General features: G+C 50.3%; 14 protein-coding genes and 5 tRNA genes. 5 read left to right on the top strand and 14 right to left on the bottom strand.

The genetic code is table 11. The annotated features are described in order from the left end of the window. Window positions 1-21: 21 nt before the first annotated feature. The 3 genes from miaB to HXZ99_RS04225 all read right to left on the bottom strand — a co-directional run bounded on the left by miaB (window position 22) and on the right by HXZ99_RS04225 (window position 3,516). Window positions 22-1,458 (bottom strand): tRNA (N6-isopentenyl adenosine(37)-C2)-methylthiotransferase MiaB, encoded by a 1,437-nt coding sequence (gene miaB, locus HXZ99_RS04235; RefSeq protein WP_194755999.1) that lies wholly within the window; start codon window positions 1,456-1,458, stop codon window positions 22-24. A gap of 98 nt (window positions 1,459-1,556) precedes the next feature. Then, window positions 1,557-2,561: a hypothetical protein gene (locus tag HXZ99_RS04230; RefSeq protein WP_194755998.1), complete on the bottom strand. Its 1,005-nt coding sequence runs from the start codon at window positions 2,559-2,561 to the stop codon at window positions 1,557-1,559. Between the two features lie 79 nt (window positions 2,562-2,640). Next, window positions 2,641-3,516, bottom strand: a complete 876-nt coding sequence (locus tag HXZ99_RS04225; protein WP_228517643.1) for a DMT family transporter — start codon at window positions 3,514-3,516, stop codon at window positions 2,641-2,643. A 127-nt stretch (window positions 3,517-3,643) separates the two neighbouring features. Between HXZ99_RS04225 and HXZ99_RS04220 the strand changes: the two genes are divergently transcribed. Continuing rightward, a complete protein-coding gene (locus tag HXZ99_RS04220; RefSeq protein ID WP_194755997.1) occupies window positions 3,644-4,816 on the top strand; it encodes an FAD-dependent oxidoreductase in 1,173 nt (390 codons plus the stop codon). Between the two features lie 188 nt (window positions 4,817-5,004). Here HXZ99_RS04220 and HXZ99_RS04215 read toward each other — a convergent pair. From HXZ99_RS04215 to HXZ99_RS04185, 7 genes are all read right to left on the bottom strand, one after another. Beyond that, window positions 5,005-5,091, bottom strand: a tRNA-Leu gene (locus tag HXZ99_RS04215). 33 nt (window positions 5,092-5,124) lie between these two features. Beyond that, window positions 5,125-5,199 (bottom strand) — tRNA-Gln (locus tag HXZ99_RS04210). An 89-nt stretch (window positions 5,200-5,288) separates the two neighbouring features. Continuing rightward, window positions 5,289-5,363, bottom strand: a tRNA-Gln gene (locus tag HXZ99_RS04205). A gap of 25 nt (window positions 5,364-5,388) precedes the next feature. Further along, window positions 5,389-5,473 (bottom strand) — tRNA-Leu (locus HXZ99_RS04200). Between the two features lie 31 nt (window positions 5,474-5,504). Next, window positions 5,505-5,581, bottom strand: a tRNA-Met gene (locus HXZ99_RS04195). A gap of 196 nt (window positions 5,582-5,777) precedes the next feature. Next, window positions 5,778-6,446 carry an SDR family oxidoreductase gene (locus HXZ99_RS04190; protein WP_194755996.1) on the bottom strand — a complete coding sequence of 223 codons (669 nt, stop codon included), beginning with the start codon at window positions 6,444-6,446 and terminating at the stop codon, window positions 5,778-5,780. Window positions 6,447-6,500: 54 nt separating this feature from the next. Next, a complete protein-coding gene (locus HXZ99_RS04185) occupies window positions 6,501-7,877 on the bottom strand; it encodes a class II fumarate hydratase (RefSeq protein WP_194755995.1) in 1,377 nt (458 codons plus the stop codon). A gap of 156 nt (window positions 7,878-8,033) precedes the next feature. Between HXZ99_RS04185 and HXZ99_RS04180 the strand changes: the two genes are divergently transcribed. From HXZ99_RS04180 to HXZ99_RS04165, 4 genes are read left to right on the top strand one after another with little or no spacing between them, the layout of a single operon-like run. Beyond that, window positions 8,034-8,762: a cupredoxin domain-containing protein gene (locus tag HXZ99_RS04180; RefSeq protein ID WP_194755994.1), complete on the top strand. Its 729-nt coding sequence runs from the start codon at window positions 8,034-8,036 to the stop codon at window positions 8,760-8,762. Then, a complete protein-coding gene (locus tag HXZ99_RS04175) occupies window positions 8,752-11,082 on the top strand; it encodes a putative bifunctional diguanylate cyclase/phosphodiesterase (protein ID WP_194755993.1) in 2,331 nt (776 codons plus the stop codon). Before HXZ99_RS04180 ends, HXZ99_RS04175 begins: the two co-directional genes overlap by 11 nt. A gap of 24 nt (window positions 11,083-11,106) precedes the next feature. Further along, a complete protein-coding gene (locus HXZ99_RS04170) occupies window positions 11,107-11,979 on the top strand; it encodes a DUF3034 family protein (protein WP_194755992.1) in 873 nt (290 codons plus the stop codon). 9 nt (window positions 11,980-11,988) lie between these two features. Further along, window positions 11,989-12,432, top strand: coding sequence for a group I truncated hemoglobin (locus tag HXZ99_RS04165; protein WP_228517540.1), 444 nt, complete (start codon window positions 11,989-11,991; stop codon window positions 12,430-12,432). A 93-nt stretch (window positions 12,433-12,525) separates the two neighbouring features. Here the strand turns inward: HXZ99_RS04165 and ychF are convergent, their stop codons facing one another. From ychF to HXZ99_RS12355, 4 genes are all read right to left on the bottom strand, one after another. Further along, on the bottom strand, window positions 12,526-13,617 hold the full coding sequence (ychF, locus tag HXZ99_RS04160) for a redox-regulated ATPase YchF (protein ID WP_194755991.1): 1,092 nt from the start codon (window positions 13,615-13,617) through the stop codon (window positions 12,526-12,528). Window positions 13,618-13,641: 24 nt separating this feature from the next. Next, on the bottom strand, window positions 13,642-14,235 hold the full coding sequence (pth, locus tag HXZ99_RS04155) for an aminoacyl-tRNA hydrolase (RefSeq protein ID WP_194755990.1): 594 nt from the start codon (window positions 14,233-14,235) through the stop codon (window positions 13,642-13,644). 16 nt (window positions 14,236-14,251) lie between these two features. Next, the gene (locus HXZ99_RS04150; protein ID WP_194755989.1) at window positions 14,252-14,908 is read right to left on the bottom strand and encodes a 50S ribosomal protein L25/general stress protein Ctc; all 657 of its coding nucleotides are present in this window, start codon (window positions 14,906-14,908) and stop codon (window positions 14,252-14,254) included. A 64-nt stretch (window positions 14,909-14,972) separates the two neighbouring features. Then, window positions 14,973-15,917, bottom strand: a complete 945-nt coding sequence (locus HXZ99_RS12355; protein WP_331458467.1) for a DMT family transporter — start codon at window positions 15,915-15,917, stop codon at window positions 14,973-14,975. Window positions 15,918-15,920 lie beyond the last annotated feature (3 nt).

Here is a 15,920-nt window from a genome sequence, read left to right as displayed (position 1 = left end):
CGCAGCCCCCATAGTCGGCTATTACACCGACGGATTAATTCGAATGACGCCTAAGGTATCGGGCGTAGGTTCTGGATTACGGGCAAGAATCGCTTGCGGTGCGGTATCAACACGTAAACCAAGCTCGTGCTCTTCACGCAGCACCACGCCGCGCAAAGAGTTTGGTAAGGCTTCGGTGATTTTTACATCCACGAATTTACCAATCATATCGGGGCGTCCTTCAAAATTTACCACGCGATTATTTTCGGTACGGCCACTCAATTCCATAGGGTTCTTGCGTGACGGACCAATCACCAAAATACGCTGCTCGGTGTCGAGCATTTGTCGTGCATGGCGCTGAGCTTGTTGATTAATACGCTGCTGGAGCAAATGCAGGCGTTCTTTCTTCACCGATTCTGGCACATCGTCGGGTAAATCCGCAGCCGGTGTACCAGGGCGTGCACTGTAAATAAAACTGAAGCTTAAATCGAAATCGATAGCCTGAATAAGGTCCATCGTCTGTTCAAAATCTGTCGCAGTTTCGCCAGGAAAACCAATGATAAAGTCCGACGACATGGCGATATTCGGACGCACTTTGCGTAATTTTCGAATTTGCGATTTGTACTCGAGCGCCGTATGGCCACGCTTCATCAAGGCCAAAATGCGGTCAGAGCCGCTTTGTACTGGCAAATGCAGGTGGCTCACCAGTTCCGGAATGGTTTCGTAGGCGGCGATAATATCGTCGGTAAACTCCACCGGATGTGAGGTGGTGTAACGAATTCGATCGATACCATCAATGGCGGCGATGTAGTGCAGTAATTCAGCAAAGGTACATACGCTGCCATCGTGACGATCACCACGGTATGCGTTTACGTTTTGGCCGAGCAAGTTCACTTCGCGCACGCCTTGGTCGGCGAGCTGCGCAATTTCAAACAATACATCGTCGAGAGGACGGCTAACTTCCTCACCACGAGTATAGGGGACCACACAGAAAGTACAGTATTTGCTACAGCCTTCCATAATCGACACAAAGGCAGTAGGGCCGTCTGCTTTTGGATCGGGCAAACGGTCAAATTTCTCAATTTCTGGGAACGAAATGTCGATCACCGACGTTTTCCCTTCGCCGAGCTCTTTGAGCATGGCAGGAAGGCGATGTAAGGTTTGCGGGCCAAAGACCAAATCGACAAAAGGAGCGCGCTCACGAATGGCGGCGCCTTCCTGAGAGGCAACACAGCCGCCCACGCCGATAATTAAATCGGGCTTGGTATTTTTTAGCTGTTTCCAACGGCCTAGCTGATGAAACACCTTCTCTTGCGCTTTTTCGCGTATAGAACAAGTGTTCAGCAAGATAAGATCCGCTTCTTCTGCTTCTGCTGCTGGCTCGTAGCCTAGGTGAGCGTGCAACAGATCTGCCATTTTGCCCGAGTCGTACTCGTTCATCTGGCAGCCCCAGGTTTTGATATAGACCTTTTTACTCATACTCTGCGTCTTCAGTTACTGCGTAGCTTTAAGGGCGGTTATTTTACCTTGTTCACCGCCCCCTTGCTACCTTTGCGCGCAAAGTGTTCGAGATGGTCTTAGCGAACAGGGTGAAATTGAATGCTGATTTGGGTGACAGGCTCGTTAGGCGCGGCCGAGTCGAGCTGGCCTTCAAGGGTAAAATGGTCGGCAAAGAAGGTAAAATTATCGACACCCCAGGTGATATTGCGGAATTGGGCGTCAATACCATCGGCAGTGGTTGGTATATTCAACGCTTGTAACAGTGCCGTGCGCTCTTCTGGTGTTGCCTCGGGATGTTGCGGGAACAGATAAAGGCGCGTGAGGTTGTCGCCACTGAGTGTGAAGCTCAGCCATAACGAGACCGCATAAGACTGTTCAAAATCTTGCGGTTGCGACAGATGTAAAAGCGGTAAGTTTTGTAAAGCCGTAACTCCCGCTTCAGCGTGGGCCTGTTCTGGTGAGAGCTCGAGTGCGCGCAGAGCCGCCACCACATCATCTAAATCGACCCGCTCACTATGGGCTAACAGCCGGTCATGGGCTTCTTGCTCTGAAGCCGATTCCGCGCTGGCGCGTTCAGCGGATAATTGCGCTTGTAGTGCACTTAAATCAACTTCGGAACTTTCGTGGCTAATGGTTTGAGTTCTGCTGCGTTGCTGGCGCTCACCGACACGGTTAAATGGCGTGGCTTGTCCGCCAATCTCTGCGTCACTGGGGCCTTGGCAAGCGCTCACAAGTTGGGCTTCAATGGTGACGCGCATACGCACCGATTGCGTTCCGCTTACTTCGTGAAGCGTGCGATCGACGCGGGTTAAAATAATCCCTGCGGCGTTCGCGGCTCTGGCTTCTTGCTGAACCTTGGCAAGCGCTTGGTCGAATACCGGTTGGAAATCACTGCGTTCGGGCTCTTCCACATACCCGGTACGGGTGCGGCTACGCCAAGTGACTTGTTCGGTCTCACTCACTTCCGAGAGAACCGAATACTCGCACTGTGGATATTGCTCGAGCACGGGCACAGAGGCCCATGCGTATCCGCTGACAAACATCGCTAAAATTAAGATCACTATTCCACGAAATGCGGCCACTAGAACTCCCACTTACTTCAATTGATGTGCGCTAAAACCATGGCTATCAGTTAAACAGAGCCTAGCATAGATTGCAAAATTACGGGTTGGTGGTTCCCGAGGGCGGAATTTTAATCGCAGGGCTACGGTTTTGACGTATAGCCATATAACCGGCAGCAATAATAATGGCTGATCCCACAAACATGTGCACGGTAAAGGCTTCTCCCCAAATGAGATATCCAATGAGAGCGGCAAACAGAACCGAGCTGTAGGTAAATACGCCAATTTGCGACGGTGAGGCCATGCTAAAGGCACGCGTCATGGTGAGTTGTCCGAGTACCGCGAAAACACCCATGAGCATAACGCCTAGCCACAGTTGCCACGATAGCCACTGCCAAGTCACCAGTACCGGAATGGCGGTGAGTACGGTGGAGAAAAATGAGAAATAGAAAACAATTTTGCTGGGCGACTCGGTCGCCGAGAGTTTACGAATAACTGTTTTCGCCCATGCAGCTAATCCTGCCGCGAGAAAAGCCAAGGCCATCACCGCCGGAAAGCCCCCGGCAAATGGATTTAGAAATACTAAAACGCCAAGAAAACCTAGCCCAATAGCCGCCCATAAGATGGGGCCGACCCGCTCTTTGAACCAGAACCAGCTAATAATTGGAATAATAAATGGGGCCATTAGCAGCACCAATGTGGCTTTTGCCAGCGCTACTTGAGTAATCACATAGAAAAACAGGTACATGCCGGCGATACCGGTTACCGTGCGTAGTAAATGTAGTTTCAATTGCGTGGTACGAAATGCCGTTGCTCGGCGCTTGTACAGCCAAGGAAGCAACACTACGAAGGCAAAGAAATTGCGAAAAAATACCAAGTGGGTGGAAGGAATATCAGCCGCTAAGTACTTTACCATGGCACTGGTAGCCGCAAAGCAGAGCTCGGCGAAAAGCAGAAAAAGTGAGGCGGCGATCAACGGGTTCAGAGCCAACTCCAAGGTGCCGGAGAGTGATGGCGTGATTCTATCATGATCTAGGATAAATGCAGCGACCTTTTGAATGGTGCATAATAGGCAGCATCAGGCGTAACTTGGGATGCGACACGTGGCAGAAAGAATGAAACCTTGGGTGATTGTCGGTGGCGGCATGGTGGGCGCAGCGGCCGCCCTAACTATAGCTGAACAGGGCTATCGAGTGGTGCTGCTAGAGCCGAAACCCGAGTCTGAATTTGATCCTCAAAGCCCCCATGATTTACGTATTTCTGCCATTACCGCTGACAATATCGCGCAATTGAATACGCTGGGGGTGTGGGAAGATGTCATCGCTCAGCGTGCGCAACGATTTGATGAATTAGCCGTACGCGAGCTTGACGGCCCCTGGGTTGAATTTGCAGGTCGTGGCGGCGCGCCGCTTGGCTATATGGTTGAGAACAAACTTCTACAGCGGGTGTTACAGAGTCATTGTAAGAAACATCCGTTGGTTCATTTTAAAACCGATGGTTTTTCCCATCTTGCTCGAACGGAGTCGGGTAAGCGTACGGTGCATACCAGCGCTGATGAAGCGATTGAATATTCTGGTTTACTCGGTGCCGACGGCGCGCAATCGTCGGTACGGGACGCATTGGGTCTTGGTACGGCGGGTGCTAGCTATCGTGAGCGTTGCCTGCTGGTTAATGTGGAAACAAGCTCGGTTTTACCCACACGTACTTGGCAGGTATTTTCGGATCAGGAAGTTCACGCGTTACTGCCTTTAACGTCCCATCATGCATGCTTGATTGTTTATGCGAATCACGATGAGATTTTGGCCTTGAGCGATAGTAAACAAGAGCTTGATGCGTGGCTACACACCCGTTTTGTGCCCCATATCGGTGATTTTACGATCCAGAGTTCCGGCAGCTTTCCATTGCGCCACCAACAAGTACTGACACCTTGGTCAGAGTCACTTTGTGGGGGTGTGATTGGTGATGCCGCTCATGCGGTGCACCCGCTCGCGGGCCAGGGTGTAAATCTTGGTTTTCGTGATGTGCAGGGCATTGCCTCAGCCTTAAAACATTGCTCAGAGAGTGAGGCGGTTACGGCGGTTGCGCGGGCGCTAAAACATCGGCGTCGGGAGAATTTACTAATGGGTTATGGCTTGGATGCGATCGCCAAAGGGTTTCGGTCACGCCACCCACTGGTGCAATTGTGCCGGCGCAGTTTATTTCATGGGTTGTCTCGGCAGCCGTCACTGCGCGACTTAATCGGACGCATAGCAGGGGGCAGGTTACTCTCGCGGTAGCCAACGCATTGCGTTGGCCCAGAGTTCTCGGGCAGCAATTCACGCTGACCAACGCATTGCGTTGGCTAGATTTTTCCATGCACGGAATGACCCTGACCAACGCATTGCGTTGGTTATATGTGATGCTATTGGGGAATGCTTGAAAGCTAGGGGAAACGATAGATACTGCGTGATTTCGATTCACGAGTTGGTGCGGAGGGGGGGACTCGAACCCCCACGTCCTTTCGGACACTAGCACCTGAAGCTAGCGCGTCTACCAATTCCGCCACCACCGCAACTCGGTGAATACGAAATGACTGAATAAAAAATGGCTGGGGTACCAGGATTCGAACCTGGGAATGGCGGGATCAAAACCCGCTGCCTTACCACTTGGCTATACCCCAGCAGAGTACTTTTTATTTGCCGCTGAAGTTTGCCGATGACGGTTTGCTACTTAGGTTGAACCTAGGCGCTGAACGTATCAACAAGAAAATGGCTGGGGTACCAGGATTCGAACCTGGGAATGGCGGGATCAAAACCCGCTGCCTTACCACTTGGCTATACCCCAACTATAGTGCACTTCTTTGATGCGATGGTGCGGAAGGAGAGACTCGAACTCTCACGCCTCGCGGCACTGGAACCTAAATCCAGCGTGTCTACCAATTCCACCACTCCCGCATTTAAGCATCAAAAGCTTTGAGTATATCGATGGTGGCTACGGCGGGATTCGAACCTGCGACCCCATCATTATGAGTGATGTGCTCTAACCAACTGAGCTACGTAGCCGTTTGCCGATATACTTGTGTGCGTGTCAGCGGCGCGTATTATGCGAATCCTGACTGACTCCGTCAACACCTTTCACGAAAAAAAGCAGCTTTAAGAGATCGATTGTACAAAAAAACACTGCGTTGGTTAAATTTACATCAACTGCATTGGGTTTTTGGGTTCGATCGCTGAGGCAAAAACACGTTAGCTCTGTTTACTACCAGGGTAAAACTTCGCCGTTGCTGTGCCAGAAGGTGCCTGAGTTGCTCTGATTGAGTTCTTCAATGCGCTGGCGCAGTCGTTCGGCAGCGGTATCTGCGCTGATATCACCGCTATTGTTTACCATGTCTGTTTGTACGTAGCCCGGGTGCAGCAGAGCGACTGAGATGCCTTGGGTTTCTAAATCTTTGGCAAGTGATACGCCAGCAGCGTTGAGTGCTGCTTTTGACATACGATAACCATAATAACCACCACTGCCGTTGTCTGTCATCGATCCCAATCGGCTGGTAATAAGTGCCACTTTACTGCCTTCTTTGAGGTTGGGAAGTAGGCCAATGGTAAGGCGCAACGGGGCCAATGAGTTTACCGCGAACTGTTTTAAAATGCTCTCCTCGGGCGCGTCGTGGAGGGTCTCGCGGCTGAGGATTCCGGCGTTGTTGATTAAAATATCAAGGTGTTGACCGTAAAGCACTTCACTGATTTTGGTCACTGCATCTGCAGAGGTTACATCGACACCATCGACCACGGTGATGTTGTCGTGATCAAGGCCTTCGGAGCGGCTTCTGCAGACGGCGAACACTTGGGCACCTGCGTTTGCGTACTGGGTGGCAAGGGCTAAGCCGATACCGCGGTTGGCACCGGTGATTAAAACCTTTGATTGTTCCATAGGTGACTCCTTTGTTGGTTGCTATCGGGTTCTGTGGCCAACGCGGTGCGTTGGCTACGAATCGCCCGTGAGCTTCTTCGGATTAAGGCGCTGTTCAAGCTCGTCTTCGGAGAGGTCGGTCATCTCTCGGGCAACGTCGATGATGGGCCGTTTCTCTTGATATGCTTTTTTGGCAATTTCTGCGGCTTTGCTATAGCCGATTACAGGATTGAGAGCAGTGACCAAAATCGGGTTTTTCGACAAGGCTTCTGACAGTTTGTCGTTGTTCACCGTAAAGCCTGCGATGGCCTGATCTGCTAACGCTATTGCCGACGATGTCATCAACTCAATACTCTGTAATAGGTTATATGCGATCAATGGCAACATCACATTGAGCTGGAAATTACCACTTTGGCCGGCAACGGTAAGGGACGTATGATTACCGAGTACTTGCGCGCAGGCCATGGCGACCGCTTCAGGGATGACCGGATTTACCTTGCCCGGCATAATGCTAGACCCCGGTTGCAGCGCAGGCAGAGCAATTTCTCCTAAGCCCGCGAGGGGGCCGCTATTCATCCAACGTAAATCATTGGCAATCTTCATTTGCGCGGTCGCTAACGATGTCAGGCAACCGGATACACCCACGGCCACATCTTGGCTCGCAATTCCCACAAATTTATTCGGTGCTGCGGTAAACGACATCTCCGTGAATTTGGTCAGGGAGTCACAGAATGTTTCTGCAAATTTAGGATCTGCATTAATGCCCGTGCCAATGGCGGTTCCCCCTTGAGGCAAGTCCATCAACTGTGGCATCAATGTGGCAAGGCGCTCGCGGGCTGCGGCGATTTGTTGCGCCCAGGTGCGTAATTCTTGCGCTAATGTCAGTGGCATGGCGTCCATTAAATGAGTGCGGCCGGTTTTAACAACCGTTTCCACCTCAGACGCTTTGTTCTCAATGGTTTCTTCAAGGTGGCGCAAGGCTGGAAATAGTTTGCGGTGCAGGCGTCGAGCAGCACTTATCTGAATGGCGGTAGGAATAACATCGTTGCTGCTTTGGCCGAGATTGACATGATCATTGGGATGCACGTCTTTGCCACTGTAGCGGGAAGCAAGCGTTGCCAACACTTCGTTGACGTTCATATTGGTGCTCGTGCCCGAGCCGGTTTGAAAAACATCGACGGGGAATTGGTTATGCCAGCGCCCTTCAAACACTTCAAGCGCCGCCTGCATGATGGCATCGGCGCGGGCCTTATCGAGCAGTTCCAGACGTTCGTTGGTTTCCGCAGCGCAGTATTTGATCAGGGCAACTGCCCGAATAAATGCAAAGGGCAGGGTAAGCTCGCTCATTTGAAAATTATTCACGGCGCGTTGGGTTTGCGCTCCGTAAAGTGCATCTTCCGGTACTTCAACTGATCCCATGCTATCCTGTTCTTTGCGAAAATTATTCGACATAACCTCTGTCCTTCTGCCAATGTAAGCAATTAAGTAATCGAAATTGAAAGTGTATCCGTATACATGACTATAGCAATTCCTCGGAACCTCAGAAAGCGGTCGGGTGAGGGAAGGCTCCCATGATGCGGATATAATGAACGTGACAAGGAGTTGCACTTGCCGCAACCACACCGAAATCAGAACCACTTTTTAGCACGCTTGCGCGCGTGGACTTTACCTATTCTGTTCCTGATTGGTTTTCCTGCGTATGGAGCACCGATACACATCATTGACGCTGAGAACAATCCGCTTGTCGGGGCGTTTATTTTTCAGTTAGTGCACCATGAAGGATCGGAAGCCAAAGAAAACGAGCAGAACGAGACGAATGCTCAGCAACAACAAACTTCTACCGCGCATATGATGGAGCAGGTCAATCGTCAGTTTTTTCCCCAGCTATTATTGATCCAGCCGGGAGACATCGTGAGTTTTCCCAATAACGATAATATGCGTCACCATGTGTATTCCTTTTCTGAGGCGCGTTCGTTTGAATTCCAACTGTATGCGACAGGTACGGCACCTTCGGTGGATTTTCCTGAACTTGGATTAGTCACCGTAGGCTGCAACATTCACGATGATATGATTGGGCATATTATCGTGAGCAATAACCCAGTGATGTATGAAACCGATGCCGAGGGCATAGCGAATTTAACTGAGCACGAAAAAACACAGTTAGAAGATTGGTATATTTGGCATCCGTGGTTTGGCGCGCAAGGATTTGGGCCTCTCGCATTAGCCGATTATGTGCAGGAGGCGGCGTACATAAAAATACCGGTAAGTGAGCCCGCGCCAGCAAAGGAAAGTGAGTTAGAGCAGCGCTTCCGACGGAGACTACAGCGTGAACATTAGTTTTCAAAGTCGACTCATTCTGTTGCTTACCGGTTTTACCGGACTGGCACTACTCACCATCACGCTCGCGATCATGTGGTCGACACAGGTAAGCGTGCAGCAAAATTCAGAACGCGAGCTTGATGTGAGTGAGCGGGTATTTAAAGAACTGCTGGAAGTGCGTGAGGAGCAGTTGCGCCAAGGCGCCGCCATTCTTGCAGACGATTTCGGCTTTCGACAAGCTGTGGCTAGCGCCGATGAAGACACCATTATTTCAGCCTTGTTAAATCATGGCCAGCGCATCGATGCTCAGTTGATGACACTGTTTTCAGCCAACGGCGATATTATCGTTTCAAGCCATGATATTGAGGAATACGAATGGGCGCGAAGCCTCGATTTACGTCGTCAAGAATCGGGCCTGCTGCGTGCGGAAGGGAATTTGTATCAAGCGGTTGTGGTTCCGGTGCGTGCGCCTCAAGTGGTGGCTTGGGTATTATTCGGATTTCCAGTAGATAGCGCCCTTGCGCAACAGCTCGAAGCGCTAACAAACAGCTATGTGAGCTTTATTTATCATCAAGACAGCGATGAGCCGTTGATAATTTCCTCAAAATCAACGGATCTACAAGCAGGGCTGCGCCAGGAGTTGATAACCTACGAGTCTTATTTAACCGATTGGGCGAAGGCGTCAAATCTATACTTGCGCTGGTTGCCTATGGCTACCTTTGCGACTGGGCCGCAAACAGAGCAAAGTAATCTAAGAGTGTTGCTCGCCGCGTCGTTAGAAAGTGCGCAGGCGCCGTTTAACACGCTACGCACGCAACTGTGGCTTATTGCATTTCTCACCATGGTGTTAGCTATTTTAATCGCTTTATTTTTAGGGCGGCAAGTCGTGCAGCCCGTGCGCGCTCTAGTTGAAGTAGTAAAGGGTATTGGCCGCGGTGACTATCAGCAAAAGATCGCCCTGAATCGGCGCGATGAGATTGGTCAGTTGGCTCAGGGCTTTTCGCATATGCAAACCGCCATTGCTGATAGGGAACAGCGTATATCCTATCAACTATTACATGATGATCTCACCGGATTACCCAACTCGCGGCAACTGCATAATGAAGTGGTGGCGCGACTCGCCAACGCCAGTAGCTTTCAGTTGGTGATTCTTAATTGGCGCAACTTTCGTCAGCTCAATAGCATGTATGGGCCCACGGTCTGTGATGATTTACTCAAAGCCATGGCGGAGCGATTACGTCAGGTGTGTGCCTCCAGTATATTTGTAGCGCGCCTGCAAGGGGATGAGTTTGTCTTGTTGCTTCCCGAGGCATCGAGTGAACGCGCGCTGAAACAACTATCGGCATTGTTAAATCAACTTAACCAACCGATTCAGGTGGGTAAAGTGCAATACGCCGTGAACTTGAGTGCGGGGTTAGTAGGCGCACCAGAGCACGGCAAAGAATTTGATGTGTTGGTGCGTTATGCCCAGTTTGCACTGGCTCATGGCCGGCGCAAAAAACTCGGAGTGAGCGCTTACAAAGATGGCCTTGATTTGGCTTATATTCGTACCTTGGCCATATCATCGGCGTTGCCCAATGCCTTGGTGCGCGATGAGTTTCATTTGGTGTATCAACCCAAAATTGCGGTGCAATCGGGCGAATGTACCGGTGTTGAGGTGCTGTTGCGCTGGCAAAGCGAAGAACTGGGTTGGATTGGCCCCGATGAATTTATTCCAGTGGCAGAACAATCGGGGCTTATTCATGAAATCACAGCCTGGGTTTGCACCCAAGCCATTCAACAAGTAGCCGAATGGCATGGTCAGGGATATCCGCTAAAGCTATCTGTGAACTTCTCCGCAAACGATTTGCTGAATGAAAACGTGCTCAATACCCTGCAAAAACAGCTACAGCAGCACAATTTGGATCCGAAATTCTTTGTGTTGGAAGTGACCGAAGGGGCCGTTGTGGAGAATCCTGAACTGACGTCGAAGCGTTTGAAGTCGTTGCGTGATGATGGCTTTGGCGTCTCCATTGATGATTACGGCACCGGCTACAGCTCGTTAGTACAGCTGCGTGATTTGCAGGCCACGGAGCTGAAAATCGACCGCAGTTTTGTGATGAAGCTAGAGCATAACAAAGCGGATCAAACTATTGTGCGTTCCAGTATTCAAATGGCGCACCAGTTAGGGTTACATGTAGTGGCCGAAGGTGTAGAAACAGAGCGGGCAGCAAAGCTATTAGGAACTTGGGGCTGCGATGAACTGCAAGGTTACTTTTACAGCAAGCCACAACCGGCAAACGACTTTATGCAGTGGTATGAACAACACCAAGCGCAACTGAGCGCGCAAAGTGATTAACAGGCATTAAAGAAGGGGAAAGGGATGGTTAAAACAACACAAAACAGCAGAAAAAGCTGGTTTGGCATCGGCACCATAACACTTTTACTAACGGCGGCGTCCATAGTTCCAGCACATGCTGCCGGAGGCCGCTTATTGGCGACCGGAGGGGCAACCACGATTGAAGGTGCTGCTGGTGGAGGATTAGTGCCTTGGGCGGTCATTAGCGGCTACACCGAAGACGATCAAGTGGGTGGCACCGTCGCTTTAAGTCGTGCTCAAGTTGACGACTACCGCTTAGATGTTACAGCTGCGTCGTTTTCGTATGGCAATCGGTTTGAACTGAGTATTACGCAACAGATGTTTACGCTGGAAAACCTAGGCGCTGAACTACGCCAACAAGTGCTCGGCGCTAAATACAAAGTGGCCGGGGATCTGATTTATGGTGATATTCCCCAAGTTAGTGTGGGCGCAATGTATAAACGCAATACCCGTTACGATATTCCAGAAGCGGTGGGCTCGGGACGAGATAGCGATTGGGAAGCCTATGTGGCGGTAAGCCGTGCCTGGCTCGCCGGACCTTTTGATCGCACTTGGCTCGCCAATGCAACGGTACGAAGCACGCGTGCAAACCAAACCGGTTTGTTAGGCTTTGGCGGTGATTTAAACGATAGCCATGAGCTGCAATTTGAAGCCGCTTTAGGCATGTTTTTACATCGCTCGCTCGCCGTGGGCGTAGAATATCGTCAGAAGCCCGATAATTTGAGCTTCGCCCGTGAACAAGATTGGATGTCGGCGTTTGTAGCGTGGTTCCCATCAAAACATGTGGCGCTGGTTGGGGCATACGTCGATTTAGGCGAGATTGCTGGCGCGCGGAATCAAACCGGTTATTACCTCAGTTTACAAGCGTCGTTCTAAGGGGGCACAATGAATTCAATATTCAAACATACGGTTTACTTACTTGCAGTAGCTGCCATGGGCACCATGCTAACTTTGGCGAGCCCTAGTGCGCAGGCCAATTCGTTATATCAGGAACTCGGTGAACGTGCGGGCATTGAGATCTTAATGGAGGATCTCTTACTCTATGTGGCCGAAGACAGACGTATTAGCCATCATTTTGTCGACATCGATATTTTGCGTTTACATGAAAAGCTCAGCGAGCAGATTTGTGAGTTGGCTGGTGGACCCTGTGTGTATACCGGCGACGATATGGTGACTTCGCATACGGGCATGGAGCTGACCAATACAGATTTTAATGCCCTCGTAGAAGCGCTGCAAAAAGCAATGGATGATCGGGATATATCGGTGGGTGCGCAAAATCGCTTATTAGCGTTGTTAGCACCGATGCACGGCGATATAGTCGGCCGTTAGCTTTCTGAAACTCACCAGAACGCACATACAAAAAGGCGCGAGTAGGGTACTCGCGCCTTTTTTCATGATAATCGCTGTAAAACTGAAAAAGTCTTACACGTTAAAGCGGAAGTGAATAACATCGCCGTCTTTTACGATGTACTCTTTGCCTTCTAAGCGCCATTTACCGGCATCTTTGGCGCCTTGTTCGCCTTTATTCGTGACATAATCGTTGTAGCCGATTACCTCAGCACGAATAAAGCCTTTTTCGAAGTCGGTGTGAATACGGCCGGCCGCTTGCGGCGCCGTTGAATTCTTCTTCACTGTCCATGCCCGTACTTCTTTCACACCCGCGGTAAAGTAGGTGTGTAGGTTCAAGAGCTCGTAACCGGCACGAATAACACGGTTCAAGCCCGGCTCTTCTAAGCCCATCGTTTCTAAAAACTCTGCTTTGTCTTCGTCTTCCAGCTCGCCGATTTCAGATTCAATGGCGGCGCACACGGGTACCACGATAGCATTTTCATTTTTCGCTAAATCGATCACTGCTTGTAAGTGCGGGTTATTTTCAAAGCCATCTTCACTCACGTTACAGATGTACATGGTGGGCTTGAGCGTAAGCAGGTTGAACGAACGAATCACCTTGCGGTCATCGTCGCTTAAATCGACGCTACGGGCCATGTGGCCTTCTGAGAGGGCAGGAAGGAGCTTTTCAAGCACGACCAACTCTTCTTTCGCTTGCTTTTCGCCACCTTTGGCTTTTTTGCCCAGGCGATGAATGGCTTTTTCCACACTGTCGAGATCCGCCAATGCCAACTCAGTATTGATGGTATCAATATCTTCCAGCGGATTTACGCGGCCAGCCACATGCACGATGTTCTCGTCTTCAAAGCAGCGCACCACGTGGCCGATGGCATCGGTTTCACGAATATTGGCCAAAAACTGATTGCCCAAACCTTCGCCTTTCGATGCACCTTTTACCAAGCCGGCGATATCGACGAACTCCATGGTGGTAGGAATCACTTTTTGCGGATTGACGATGCTCGCTAGTTCATCGAGGCGCGTATCCGGAACAGCCACCACGCCGGTATTCGGCTCAATGGTACAGAACGGAAAGTTAGCTGCATCAATGCCTGCTTTGGTAAGGGCGTTGAACAGAGTTGATTTACCGACGTTGGGCAGGCCAACGATGCCGCATTTAAATCCCATGATTGGTATCCACGTTATCTGGTTCTAGAGTTCGGGTTTAATCGAATGTAAGTATTGCTTTGCTGCCGTCCAGCCTTCTTTCATGGCGATCTCAACGGCACGCAATGATGCGTTAACCGCATCATCTATTAAATTCTGATCTTGGCTTGGCGCTTTGCCCAATACATAGCCAGTAACTTGCGAACTATGCCCAGGATGGCCAATACCAATGCGCAACCGGTGGAAATTCAAGTTATTGCCAAGGGCGCTGGTTATATCTTTTAAGCCATTGTGCCCACCGTGACCGCCGCCTTGTTTAAATTTGGCAATGCCGGGGGGTAAATCTAATTCGTCGTGCACTACTAAAATCTGCTCAGGCTCAATTTTGAAGAAATTAGCCATAGCGCCTACCGATTGACCACTGCGATTCATAAATGTCATGGGCAGTAATAAACGGGTATCCGAAAAAGGAGGCGTCAGGCGAGCCGTTTGGCCAAAATACTTGGCTTCGGGAGTGAGTTGCACGTTTAATTGTTGAGCGAGGGCCTCAACAAACCAGAACCCGGCATTGTGCCGGGTTGCTGTATATTCGGGGCCTGGATTTCCCAGGCCCACAATAAGACGAATGTCTGCTGACATCAGAGAATCCTATTGATTACTCTTTGTCTTCGTCTTCTTGATCACCAGCGGCTTCAGGTGCTTCTGGAGCTTCTGGCGCGTCGTCTTCTACTTTCTCAGCTTTAGGCTTGCTCACAGTAACCAATACTGGGTTGTGCTCTTCACCGCGAGTAAGTTCAACGAAAGTAACACCTTTAGGCGCAGTAATATCGCTCAGGTGAATATTGTCACCAATTTCTAGGCCAGATACGTCGATTTCGATGTATTCAGGCAGATCTTTTGGTAAACATGCAATTTCGATGTCGTTCATTTGGTGAACTACTACGCCACCTGCTTTCTTCACGATGTCTTCACCGATGAAGTGGATAGGCAGGTTCGTGTGCAATTCTTCTTTAGCGCTTACGCGTTGGAAGTCTAAGTGAGTGATCTTAGGCTTGAACGGGTGACGCTGAACGTCTTTCAAAATAGCCTGATGCTTCTTGCCACCGATGTGCAGAGTAAGAATGTGGCTATAGAAGCCTTCGTGGTCTGCAGCGTTGATGATTTTGTCATGGTTTAACGTTAATGACACTGCATCTTCGCTTCCACCGTATAAAATGGCAGGAACAAGACCTTCACGACGCAGGCGGCGGCTCGCACCTTTACCCAGATCGTTCCGGATTTCAGCTTTGAATTCGTATACTGGTTGACTCATTAGTAAATCTCCGAAGATTAATGGACCGTTTCCCGCGACCAAGAAACGGCGCTAAACCCTGATTTCAGGGGCCGCGCATTCTACCATCGGTTCGAGATTGGCGCAATGGCGAGGAGAGGGTTTTGCTAGGGTGTGATGGTTGACCGCCTTGCGTGCTCGATTTTACACTCAGGGCAGTAACGGTGAGCACTATGATTCCCATGCCGAGAACCTGCAGCGCCGCCAAACTTTCACTTAAAATTATCACGCCAAATAGTGACGCGGTAACCGGCTCAACCATGGCCACAATGGAGGCAACGGCCGGTGGAGTATGATTTAGCCCGACGATATAGAAAATAAATGATAATCCGGCACCAAGAATGCCTAGCACCAAAAACAGGGGCCAACTCGGTGTTGTGAGCACCGCCAAAGTTTGATCGGCATCGCCCAAAAAGATTAGCAGGGTGGCGAGCACTGCAAACGCGATCACTAAAATTGCCTGCGGACTACCGTGGGGTGCTGCATACTTAAAACCGAAAATAAATAACGCATAGGACAAGCCAGCAAGCAGGCCGGCACCAGCGGCAATGAGGGTAACGTCATCGGCATCAATGTTGTAAATGCCAGTAAGCAACGCAATGCCAAATATGATCATGACGATGGCAGCCCACTTGAGCAGCGTGGGTCTTTCGAGCTTCAGAGTGAAAGACACAAGATAAACGAACACGGGTGCGCAGTACATTAAGGTTGCAGCAATCGCGACACTTCCCTCGGCAATACTAATAAAATAGAAGGTAAAGTTACCGGCTATACCTAACCCAGCAATCGCCGACCAGAACCATAGTTTATGGTTTGCCAATCCACTGTTATTCGGGCGCAACATTAACCAGCAGAGAACGAAGAGAAAACCAATGGCACCCCGATAAAACGACACGACCACGGGATCCCAGTTGTGAGCTGTAAGAATACCGCCGATGCCGCCAGATAGTCCCCAGCATAGTGCTGCTAGCGCCACGAATAAAATATTCACATT

Source organism: Aliidiomarina indica (assembly GCF_015354615.1).
GTDB lineage: Bacteria > Pseudomonadota > Gammaproteobacteria > Enterobacterales > Alteromonadaceae > Aliidiomarina > Aliidiomarina indica.
The sequence above is the reverse complement of the archived record's forward strand: the minus strand, read 5'-3'. Positions and strand labels throughout refer to the sequence as shown.

Excerpts from the sequence above, each read along its gene's own strand:
- miaB (WP_194755999.1), bottom strand. The coding sequence starts at position 1,458 with ATGAGTAAAAAGGTCTATATCAAAACCTGGGGCTGCCAGATGAACGAG.
- HXZ99_RS04190 (WP_194755996.1), bottom strand. The coding sequence starts at position 6,446 with ATGGAACAATCAAAGGTTTTAATCACCGGTGCCAACCGCGGTATCGGC.
- HXZ99_RS04185 (WP_194755995.1), bottom strand. The coding sequence starts at position 7,877 with ATGTCGAATAATTTTCGCAAAGAACAGGATAGCATGGGATCAGTTGAA.
- HXZ99_RS04170 (WP_194755992.1), top strand. The coding sequence starts at position 11,107 with ATGGTTAAAACAACACAAAACAGCAGAAAAAGCTGGTTTGGCATCGGC.
- HXZ99_RS04165 (WP_228517540.1), top strand. The coding sequence starts at position 11,989 with ATGAATTCAATATTCAAACATACGGTTTACTTACTTGCAGTAGCTGCC.
- ychF (WP_194755991.1), bottom strand. The coding sequence starts at position 13,617 with ATGGGATTTAAATGCGGCATCGTTGGCCTGCCCAACGTCGGTAAATCA.
- pth (WP_194755990.1), bottom strand. The coding sequence starts at position 14,235 with ATGTCAGCAGACATTCGTCTTATTGTGGGCCTGGGAAATCCAGGCCCC.
- HXZ99_RS04150 (WP_194755989.1), bottom strand. The coding sequence starts at position 14,908 with ATGAGTCAACCAGTATACGAATTCAAAGCTGAAATCCGGAACGATCTG.